The 9,822-nt window shown below is 71.8% G+C and carries 8 protein-coding genes and 1 pseudogene; 6 read left to right on the forward strand and 3 right to left on the reverse strand.

The window, feature by feature from the left end:
* The 4 genes and pseudogenes from D7X96_RS37700 to pcnB all read left to right on the forward strand — a co-directional run.
* Window positions 1–375: MFS transporter (locus D7X96_RS37700; RefSeq protein WP_121771899.1), on the forward strand; the 375-nt coding region annotated here is incomplete at its 5' end.
* Between the two features lie 10 nt (window positions 376–385).
* On the forward strand, window positions 386–1,420 hold the full coding sequence (gene plsX / locus D7X96_RS37705; RefSeq protein ID WP_120552839.1) for a phosphate acyltransferase PlsX: 1,035 nt from the start codon (window positions 386–388) through the stop codon (window positions 1,418–1,420).
* Window positions 1,417–2,463 carry a phosphatase domain-containing protein gene (locus D7X96_RS37710; protein ID WP_120552833.1) on the forward strand — a complete coding sequence of 349 codons (1,047 nt, stop codon included), beginning with the start codon at window positions 1,417–1,419 and terminating at the stop codon, window positions 2,461–2,463. The genes plsX and D7X96_RS37710 overlap by 4 nt, the downstream gene beginning before the upstream one ends.
* A 379-nt stretch (window positions 2,464–2,842) precedes the next feature.
* A pseudogene (gene pcnB, locus D7X96_RS37715) lies at window positions 2,843–4,596 on the forward strand (polynucleotide adenylyltransferase PcnB).
* A 77-nt stretch (window positions 4,597–4,673) separates the two neighbouring features.
* Here pcnB and D7X96_RS37720 read toward each other — a convergent pair.
* Window positions 4,674–5,879, reverse strand: a complete 1,206-nt coding sequence (locus D7X96_RS37720; protein ID WP_120552835.1) for a DNA polymerase IV — start codon at window positions 5,877–5,879, stop codon at window positions 4,674–4,676.
* Window positions 5,880–5,920: 41 nt separating this feature from the next.
* Between D7X96_RS37720 and D7X96_RS37725 the strand changes: the two genes are divergently transcribed.
* The gene (locus D7X96_RS37725; RefSeq protein WP_120552836.1) at window positions 5,921–6,334 is read left to right on the forward strand and encodes a secondary thiamine-phosphate synthase enzyme YjbQ; all 414 of its coding nucleotides are present in this window, start codon (window positions 5,921–5,923) and stop codon (window positions 6,332–6,334) included.
* Here D7X96_RS37725 and D7X96_RS37730 read toward each other — a convergent pair.
* A complete protein-coding gene (locus tag D7X96_RS37730; RefSeq protein ID WP_121722583.1) occupies window positions 6,331–7,272 on the reverse strand; it encodes an RluA family pseudouridine synthase in 942 nt (313 codons plus the stop codon). The genes D7X96_RS37725 and D7X96_RS37730 overlap by 4 nt on opposite strands.
* Window positions 7,269–8,378: a serine/threonine-protein kinase gene (locus D7X96_RS37735; RefSeq protein WP_121722582.1), complete on the reverse strand. Its 1,110-nt coding sequence runs from the start codon at window positions 8,376–8,378 to the stop codon at window positions 7,269–7,271. The genes D7X96_RS37730 and D7X96_RS37735 overlap by 4 nt, the downstream gene beginning before the upstream one ends.
* Before the next feature lie 128 nt (window positions 8,379–8,506).
* Here D7X96_RS37735 and D7X96_RS37740 point away from each other — a divergent pair.
* The coding region (locus tag D7X96_RS37740; protein ID WP_244219864.1) for a serine/threonine-protein kinase at window positions 8,507–9,822 on the forward strand (1,316 nt) is incomplete at its 3' end.

The raw sequence follows: 9,822 nt of genomic DNA on the forward strand, positions 1-9,822 counted from the left end.
CCGGTGGCCGTGGTGGGCTTCGGGCTGACGGCCGCGGGGCTGGCGCTGCTGCCCGTGGCCCCGTCGTACGGGTGGTTGTTTCCAGTGATGGGGCTGCTGGCCGTGGGGTCCGCGCTGGTGACGCCGTGCCTGTCCGCGCTGGTGTCCCTGCACGCGCCCATGGAGCGGCAGGGGGCGGTGTTGGGGGCCTATCAGGCGTCCGGGTCCCTGGGCCGCATCATCGGGCCGGCGCTGGGCGGGCTGCTCTTCACCCGGCTGGGCCCGACGGCCCCCTACGGAACGGGCGCGGTGCTGGTGGCGCTGGGTGGACTTTTGGCACTGTCCCTGGTGACACAGGTGCGAATGTCGGGAGCAGGCGCGGAGCAAAGCTCATAGGATGGGGAACATGGTGGGCAAGCCGCAGCACATCACCATCGCGTTCGACGTGATGGGGAGCGATCACGGCCCGGCGGAGGTGGTGCGAGGCGCTGCCCAGCTCTCGCTGGAGTCTCCGCACATCCACGCGCTGCTCGTGGGGGACCGGCCGGTCATCGACGAGGCCCTGGCGAGCATCAAGCACAACGGGGAGCGCATCTCCGTGCACCACGCGGGGGACTTCGTGGGCATGGATGAGAAGCCCGGCGAGGCGCTGGCGCGCAAGCCCGAGTCCTCCGTGGCGGTCGCCGCCCGGCTGGTGGCGGAAGGGGAAGCGCACGCGCTCGTCTCCGCGGGCAACACGGGCGCGGGCGTGCTCGCGTGCAAGCGCCACTTCCAGCTGATTCCGGGTGTGCGCCGCGCGGCCCTGGCCACGGTGTACCCCACGCGGGGCGTGCGCGGCGCGAAGCAGGACCCGTTCAGCCTCATCCTCGACGTGGGCGCCACGGTGGAGGCCACCGCGGAGGACCTGGTGGCGTTCGCCGTCATGGGCTCCGCCTACGCGCGCATCATCTCCCGCAACGAGCGGCCCAAGGTGGCGCTCCTGTCCAACGGCGTCGAGCCGCAGAAGGGCCCGCCCCGGGTGGTGGAGGCGCACCAGCGGCTGTCGCAGATGCCGGGGCTCAACTTCACGGGCAACGTGGAGGGCATCGACATCCCGCGCGGCACGGTGGACGTCATCGTCACCGACGGCTTCGTGGGCAACGTGTGCCTGAAGATGCTGGAGGGCGTGCACGACACGGTGATGGAGCTGGCCCAGTACGCCTACAAGGAGAGCCTGCGCTGGCGCGCGGGCCTGGCCATGCTGTCCTCCGGGATTGAGCGGCTGAAGGACATCACGGACTGGGAGCAGTACGGCGGCGCGCCCATCCTGGGGTTCGACCGCATCTTCATCAAGGCGCACGGCCGCTCCAAGGCGCGCGCCATCGCGAACGCGGGCAAGGTGGCCGCGAAGGCGGTGGCGAACGAGCTGGGCACCGCCATCCAGGAGGGCCTGGCGAAGTGAGCCTGCCGGACCGCATCGACCCGCGTCCCCCGCGCCGCATCTACCGGTGGGACCTGGACAAGACGTACCTCCAGACGGACTTCGAGTCGCTGCGCGACCTGTTCCGCACGGCGTTCCAGAAGGCCCATGAGAAGGTCGCCATCCCGGGCGCCTCCGCCCTCATCCGCGAGCTGGCGGAGCAGGGGGACTCGCGGCTGTGCATCGTGTCCGGCAGCCCCAAGCAGATGCGCGCGGTGCTGGAGGAGAAGCTCAAGCTGGACGGCATCCAGTGGGACGAGTTCGTCCTCAAGGACAACGTGGGCAACCTCTTGCGCGGGCGCTTCCGGGCCCTGCGCGGCCAGGTGGGCTACAAGCTGCCCGCCATCCTGGAGAGCCGCGTCCACGCGCCGGTGGAGGCGGAGGAGGTGCTCTTCGGGGACGACGCGGAGGCGGACGCGTTCATCTATTCGCTCTACGCGGACCTCATCGCGGGGCGCGTGGACGAGCGCGTGCTGTCCCAGGTGCTGGAGGCGGGCGGGGTGTATCCGGACGACGCCGCCCGGGTGCAGGAGGCGTGGAAGAAGATCCCCATCGCGGACCCCGTGCGGCGCATCTTCATCCACCTGGACAAGCTGACGCCGCCCGCGCACTTCACGCCCTACGGCCCGCGCGTGGTGCCCATCTTCAACTACTTCCAGGCGGCGCTGGTGCTGCTGGCGGACGGCCACCTCACGGCGCCGCAGGTGCTGAAAATCGCCGTGGAGATGGTGCAGACGGCGGGGCACAACATCATCACGCTGTCGAACTCGTTCCAGGACCTGTTGCGGCGCGGGCTGCCGCTGCAACAGGCCGCCATCGCGCTGTCGCAGGCGATGGAGGGGCCCAACGCCCTGCTCAAGGCCATGCGGCCCATGCCGGACATCCTGGCCGCGTTCAGCAAGCGCCTGGCCGCGCTGGGCACGCAGCCACCCCCACCGCGCGTGCAGGCGGTGGACTACGTGTCGCTCATCTCCCACGCGCTGCCCCGGACCCACAAGGCGCGCACCCTCAAGCCGCCCACCTGAGGCGCCGGGCGGCTGTGGCGGCCTGCCTGCCTGCCCGGGGGCCCCTCCAGCGGCGGGGCTCCCCGTGAGGCCGGGGCGTGCCCCGGGTGTTATCCGGTGGAGGCGCCCGGGCCACGGGCAGAGGGCGCACGGAGGGCGGGCAGGGGGGCCCCAGCGGAACCCCCGACGTCCCTGAAGAATGTCCTTAAGCACGGACCCCCATGGGTGGGAGGATGCGTGCTAGACGGCTGCCCTGCCGAGTCGAATGACGCGAGACCCGATCCATCCCCCGCCCCAAGGCGGAACGCTGCCAGCCGCGCCCGGAGACGACGCGCGCGGAGAGGCCTCCTTCGAGGCGGCGGCGGACACGGCATCCGGGTCCGCGCACGAGGTACTTTCCATGTCTTCCCCCCTGGACCTGACGGGCCCCGAGGAGCGCACCGAGCGCACCGAGGCCCAGGTGCCCGCGGACTCCGCCGAGCACCCCAGCGACACTGAAACCCCCCACCGGGCCCCCACGGACCCCGCCGAACCGGCCTATTCCACGGACGCGGCGGAGGACGACGGGTTCGACGACGATGACGACGCCGAGGACGCCGGCCCCGAGGTCAGCGACGAAATCCGTGCCGCCACCGAGGCCCTGAAGGCCGCGGAGGCGGAGGACGCGCAGGCCGCCGCCGAGGCGGGTGACGAAGCCGAGGAGCCCGAGGCCGTCATCCTGGAGCCGGAGCCGGAGCCCGCCGCGAACGAGCCGGAGCTGCAGGCGCCCACCACCACCCGCACGGGCGAGCCCGCCGAAATCGACCCGGACGAGATGGACCCGGACGCGCTCAAGGTGGTGCTGCGGCTGCACCAGCACGGGCACCAGGCGTACCTGGTGGGCGGCTGCGTGCGCGACCTGCTGTTGGGCAAGAAGCCCAAGGACTTCGACGTGGCCACCAGCGCCCACCCGGGCGAGGTGCGCGCCATCTTCCGCAACTGCCGGCTGATTGGACGGCGCTTCCGGCTGGCGCACGTCTACTTCAAGGGCGGGAAGATCGTGGAGGTGTCCACCTTCCGCGCGAACCCCACGGAGCTGGAGCCAGCGGCGGGCGCGGGAGCGGCGGGCGCGCCGGGCTCGGACGACGGGCAGGGCGGCGAGGACCTGCTGATCACGCACGACAACGTCTTCGGCACCGCGCAGCAGGACGCGCGCCGCCGCGACTTCACCATCAACGGCCTGTTCTACGACGCAGCCGAAGGCCGGGTGATTGACTACGTGCGCGGCCGGCGCGACCTGGATGAGCGCTTCATCCGGACGATTGGCGACCCGGAAATCCGCATGCGCGAGGACCCGGTGCGCATCCTGCGCGCGGTGCGCTTCGCGGCGAAGCTGGACCTGGACATCGAGTCGCGCACGTACGCGGCCATGGAGGGCGCGGTGGAGGACCTGCCGCGCTGCGCGCCCGCGCGCCCGCGCGCCTCCTGGAGGAGACGTTCCGGCTCATCCGCGGCGGCGTGTCCGCCCCGGCGCTGAAGCTGCTGGCGGCGCTGGACGCGCTCAAGATTCTGCTGCCCCCCGTGGACGAGTACCTGCGTGAGAACGGCAAGGAGGGGGAGAAGACCTTCTACGCCTTCGCGCAGGCGCTGGATAAGCGCGTGTCGGCCGGAGAGGTGCTGGACGACGCCATCCTGCTGGCGGCGTTGCTGGTGCCCATCAGCCGCGCGCAGCCGCCGGTGGAGGAGTCGCAGGACGAGGGCCGCGCGTCGGTGTCGCGCGTCATCGAGGACCTGCTGGCGGGCTTCGTGGAGTCCGCGCGGCTGCCGCGCCGCATCGCCGAGCGCTGCCGCATGCTGCTGTTGATGCAGCGCACGCTGTCCGGGGAGCGCCGCCGCAAGACGGGCGCCTTCCGCCGCCACCCGCTCTTCAACGAGGCGCTGGCCGTCTACGCGATGACGGTGGAGGCCACGGGCGAGGGCCGCGAGGCGCTGGAGGCCTGGCAGGCCGGTGAGGTGCCGCCGCCGCGCGCCGGAGCGAACTCCGGAGCGGACGCGGAAGGCCCCCGCCGCAAGCGCCGCCGCCGTCGCCGCCGCCGTGGCAACGGGAGCGGAGAGGGCAGCGGTTCGGGCGCGGAACGCCCGGCGTCCTCCGGCTCCGACGCGGGCGAGGGGTAGCACTCCCGTCGCAGCCGGATGCAGCGAGAGGGCTGGAGCGCTCAGGTGCTCCGGCCCTTGTCGTGTCCGGGGACGCGCTACCGCTTCGGCTTGTCCACTGGCTTCTCGGAGCGGTGGTGGTCGTCGTCCGACGCCTCCGCCCCCGCGATGTCCGCCATGGTGATGGCCTTGCTGCCAAAGCGCGCCGCGATGCGGTCCATGGCCTCGTTCAGCTTCGACGACTTCGGCGCCGCCGCGGGGAACAGGCCCAGCTGCGGCTCGTCCTCGTCCAGCTGCACGCTCACGCCCGTGAGCCGGAACGCCTTGCCCTCGTGCGCGCGCTCCAGCAGCTCCAGCGCGGCGCGGTAGATGAGCTGTCCATCATCCGTGGCCTCGCGCAGCGTGGTGCGCCGGGTGATCAGCGTGAAGTCCGAGAACTTCAGCTTGAGCTGCACCACCCGGCCCTTGAGCGACGCCCGCCGCAGCCGCCGGGCCACCCGCAGGGCCTGCGCGTGCACGTGCGGCTTGAGCGCGTCCAGGCCCGTCAGGTCCTCGTCGAAGGTGTCCTCCGCGCCCACGCTCTTGGCCGCCCGGTCCGGCACCACGTCCCGCGCGTCGATGCCGTGCGACAGCTCCCACAGGTGCTTGCCGCTCGCCGCGCCGAAGCGCTCCTCCAGCCAGTCCGCGTCCCGCGCCGCCACGTCCCCAATGGTGATGAGCCCCGCGCGCTTCATCGCCTCTTCCGTCTTGGGCCCCACGCCCCACAGCCGAGACACCGGCAGCCCGGCGAGGAACGCCACCGTCTCCTCCGGGCGCACCTCGCGCTGGCCGTTGGGCTTGGCCAGATCCGAGGCAATCTTCGCCACGAACTTCGCCGTGGCGATGCCCGCGGACGCCGGCAGCTTCAGCTCGTGGGCAATCTCCTGGCGGATGCGCTTCGCGATGTCCGCCGCCGCGCCGAACAGCCCCACCGACGCCGTGACGTCCAGGAAGGCCTCGTCCAGCGACAGGGGCTCAATGAGCGGCGTGTACCGCTCGAAGATGGCGAACACGTGCTCGCTGGCCTCCGCGTAGGCGGAGAAGCGCGGCTTCACCACGATGGCGTGCGGCGCCTGCTTCACCGCACGGGCCATGGGCATGGCGCTGCGCACGCCGAAGGGGCGCACTTCGTAGGACGCGGCCACCACGACGCCACGCTGTGCATGCCCGCCAACGATGACCGGCTTGCCCCGCAGGGACGGGTTGTCGCGCTGCTCGACGGACGCATAGAAGGCGTCCATGTCCACGTGGAGGATGGCTCGCATGGCGTGAGTCACTCTAGTGGTCCCCTCTGACAGTGCGAGCCATGAAGACCCTCACCGAATACCTCTGGTTCGAGACGAAGGCCCGCCGGGAGCTGGTGCGCCTCACGGACACCGTGGCCTCCCTGGTGAAGAAGAGCGGCATCCAGGAGGGCATGGTGCTGGTGTCCGCCATGCACATCACCGCGGGCGTCTTCGTCAACGACGACGAGCCCGGCCTCCACGAGGACATCTGGGACTGGCTCCAGCACCTGGCGCCCCACGGCCCGGACTACCGCCATCACCGCACCGGCGAGGACAACGGCGACGCGCACCTGAAGTCCATGCTCGTCCACCATCAGGTGCTGATTCCCGTCACCGCCGGCAAGCTCGACCTGGGCCCCTGGCAGCAGTGCTTCTACGCGGAGTTCGACGGCCAGCGCCGCAAGCGCGTCATCGTCAAGGTGATGGGCGACTAGCCGGCCACGGGCCACGACAGCCCGTGCCGCCCCAGCTCCGCCACCAGGTCCGGCGGCAGCGGGCTCTCCACCTTCACGGGCTCTTTCGTCACCGGGTGCGGCACGGTGAGCGAGCGGGCGTGCAGGAAGAACCGCCCCAGCTCCGGCGCCTCACGGCCGCCATAGAGCGCGTCCCCTACGATCGGCGCGCCCACGCCCGCCAGGTGCGCGCGCACCTGGTGCAGCACGCCGGTGAGGATCTTCACCTCCACCAGGCTGTAGTCCCCGGACCGGGCCAGCACGCGGAAGTGGGACAGCGCCTCGCGGGCGTCCTCGGCGCCGTAGGGGGCGGGCTCCACGCGGTCCGGGTGGCGCGGGTGGTGGCGCAGGGGCACCTCCACCTCGCCCTCGTCCGCCAGCGGGCCCGTCACCAGGGCGACGTAGCGCTTGTCCACCGCGCGGTTGCTGAAGGCCTCTCGCACGGCCGTCCACGCCTCGCGCGTGCGGGCCGCCGCGACGACCCCGGACGTCTCCACGTCCAGCCGGTGGCACAGGCCGCCCTCGCGCGGGTCCTGTGACGCCTGCGCGACCTCCGGGTAGCGCGCCACCAGGGCGTTGGCCACCGTGCCCGTCTCGCCCGGCTGCAGCGGGTGCGACGGCCGGCCGGCGGGCTTGTCCACGAAGAGCAGAGCCTCGTCCTCGTGCAGGACGACGAGCGGGAAGTCCGCGTCGGGCGTGGCCTCGCGCGGGGCCTCCTCCACCGTGGCGGTGACCGTCTGGCCGGCGGCGAGGGTGAGCCCCTTCTTCGCGGGGCGGCCGTTGACGCGCACCAGGCCTTCTTCAAAGAGGCGCTTCAGGCGCGCGCGGGACAGGCCCAGGGCCTCGCCCACGAACAGGTCCACCCGCTGGCCCGCCTTGGCGGCGTCCACGGTGAGGGTGTGCGTCGTCGTCGTGGTCACTCGGAGAGGGCCTCGTACACTTCCTCGGCCGTCTGGAACCGGTCGTCCGGCTCCTTGCGGATGAGGCGATGGGCCACCCGCGCCAGCTGCGGGTCGCCATGCAGGTTGAGCGCGAGCAGCGGCGGAGGTTCCGTCTCCAGCACCTGGCGCCACAGCTCGTGCGGCGTTTTCGCGTCGAACGGCGGACGCCCGCTCAGCAGCTCGTACAGGATGACGCCCAGGCTGTACAGGTCCGCGCGTCCGTCCAGCGGCTCGCCCAGAATCTGCTCCGGGGCCATGTACCGGTAGGTGCCCACCAGCTTCCCGTCCGCGGTGATGCCCGCGTCGTCCGCCAGGAACTTGGCCAGTCCGAAGTCCATCAGCCGCACCTGGCGGTCGTCGTCCACCATGATGTTGGACGGCTTCAGGTCCCGGTGCACCAGCCCGTGGCCGTGGATGTACGCCAGCGCCTCGCACACCTGGAGCATGGCGTCCTTCAGCTTGCCCATGCGCTCCGGCCGGTTGAGGTCCGCCAGCTTCGGCGTGGCGGGCGTGCGCGAGGGCGGCGGCGCGCGGACGCCCGCGCGGCGCGGGTCCACCCCGGGCAGCCCGTCCGAGTCGTCCTCCCCGGCGCCGTGGAAGCTGGCCAGGTCCTCGCTGGGGGCTTCCTCCGCGAAGGCGTTGAGGTCGAAGGTGCCGTCGTCCTCGCTGCCGTCGTCGTCCTCGTCCGGGCCGTCCTCGCTGCCGAAGTCGTCGTCGGCGGTGCGGCGCAGGGAGAAGGGGCCTCGCGAGGAGGGCGTGGGCGTGTGCAGGTCGTTGAAGCTCACGTCCAGGTAGTGGCGCAGGGTGAGCCCTTCGATGAGCTCCATGGCCAGGTACGGCTGGCCCGCGTGGATGCCGGCCTCGAAGACCTTCACGACGTTGGGGTGGGACAGGTCCGCCAGGGTCTCGAATTCGCGCGCGAGCCGTCGTGCCGCGCGGTCGTCCAGCGACGGGCCACCCGTCGACAGGAGCTTCAGCGCGACCTCGTCGTTGCTGCGGCGGTCCAGGGCCCGATAGACGGTCCCGGCCCCGCCACTGCCGAGCGTCTCCAACACGCGGTAGGGACCAATGGCCTTGGGAGGCATGGGAGGGCGGATCCTACGGACCACGTCGTGTCAGGGTCAAACGTTCGGATGTTCCTCGCGTGCCACCGGACGCTCGCCCGCGCGGAGGGTTTCACTTTTCCAGTGAACCATGGGAAAGCTCTCCGTCCATGCAACTGGGGAAGTACCAGCTGGTGCGGAAGCTCGCCACGGGCGGGATGGCCGAGGTGTTCCTCGCGAAGGCGGCGGGACCCCGTGGGTTCGAGAAGACGCTGGTGCTCAAGCGCATCCTGCCGCACCTGGCGGAGGATGAGGCGTTCGTGGAGATGTTCCTGGGCGAGGCGCAGCTGGCCGCCCGGCTGGACCACCCGAACGTGGTGCAGATCTTCGACTTCGGCGAGGTGGACGGCAGCTACTTCCTGGCGATGGAGTACATCGACGGGCCCACGCTGCGCCGGCTGATCAAGCGCTCCACGGAGCTGAAGCAGCCGCTGTCGCCCGCGGTGTGCGCGAAGATGGTGGCGTCCGCGGCGGAGGGGCTGGCGTTCGCGCACGAGCTGACGGACCCGGAGACGGGGGCGCCGCTGGGGCTGGTGCACCGGGACATCTCTCCGGAGAACGTGCTGGTGTCGCGGCAGGGCGCGGTGAAGGTGGTGGACTTCGGCATCGCGAAGGTGGCGGGGCAGAGCCACCGCACGGCGACGGGGGTGGTGAAGGGGAAGATCGCGTACATGCCGCCGGAGCAGCTCCAGGCGAAGGCGATGGACGGGCGCGTGGACGTGTACGCGCTGGGCATCGTGCTCTACGAGCTGCTCACCGGGAAGCGTCCGTTCGACGCGACGACGGATGTGGCCATGATGCAGGCCATCCTCTTCGAGCCGTTCGTGCCCGCGCTGAAGCGCCGGCCGGACCTGCCGGAGGCGATGCAGCGGATCCTGGAGCGGGCGCTCGCGAAGGACCGGGAGCAGCGGTATCCGGACTGCCGGGCGTTCCAGGCGGACCTGGAGCGCTTCGTGCTGTCGCTGGGCGAGCCCGTGGGCGCGTACCAGATTGCCCGGCTGGTGGCGCAGGTGATGGAGGGCGTGGAGGGGACGCCCGCGTCCACGCCCGCGAAGGGGCGGGAGACGGCGGAGCTGGTCCGGCCCGCGCCTGTCGTGAAGCCGCCCGAAAGAGGGGAGGCGGTGACGACGCCCATGCCTGCCCGGGTGGGCACGTCCTGGGACCCGGTGCCCTCACGCGTGTCGATGGAGGCACCCGCTCTCACGGCGCCTGGGAGCGATGAGCGCGACGCGGCGACGGATCCCGCGACACCGTCGGCGGGAAGTCTGTTGCCCGCGGCCCGGGGTGAGCGGTCCACGTGGTTCAAGCCGGTGGAGGTTGCTGGCAAATCCCCGGCGACTCCTCGTGCCGGCCGGAAGGTGGCGGCGGGAGCGGTGGTGCTGGTGAGCATGGCCGGGCTCGTGGGGGGGCTGGCGCTGCTGGGGCG

The organism is Corallococcus interemptor (assembly GCF_003668875.1).
Classification (GTDB): Bacteria; Myxococcota; Myxococcia; order Myxococcales; family Myxococcaceae; genus Corallococcus; species Corallococcus interemptor.

Bases quoted from the DNA above. Each gene is read 5' to 3' on its own strand.
- plsX (WP_120552839.1), top strand. From the start codon at position 386: ATGGTGGGCAAGCCGCAGCACATCACCATCGCGTTCGACGTGATGGGG.
- D7X96_RS37720 (WP_120552835.1), bottom strand. From the start codon at position 5,879: ATGCGAGCCATCCTCCACGTGGACATGGACGCCTTCTATGCGTCCGTC.
- D7X96_RS37725 (WP_120552836.1), top strand. From the start codon at position 5,921: ATGAAGACCCTCACCGAATACCTCTGGTTCGAGACGAAGGCCCGCCGG.
- D7X96_RS37735 (WP_121722582.1), bottom strand. From the start codon at position 8,378: ATGCCTCCCAAGGCCATTGGTCCCTACCGCGTGTTGGAGACGCTCGGC.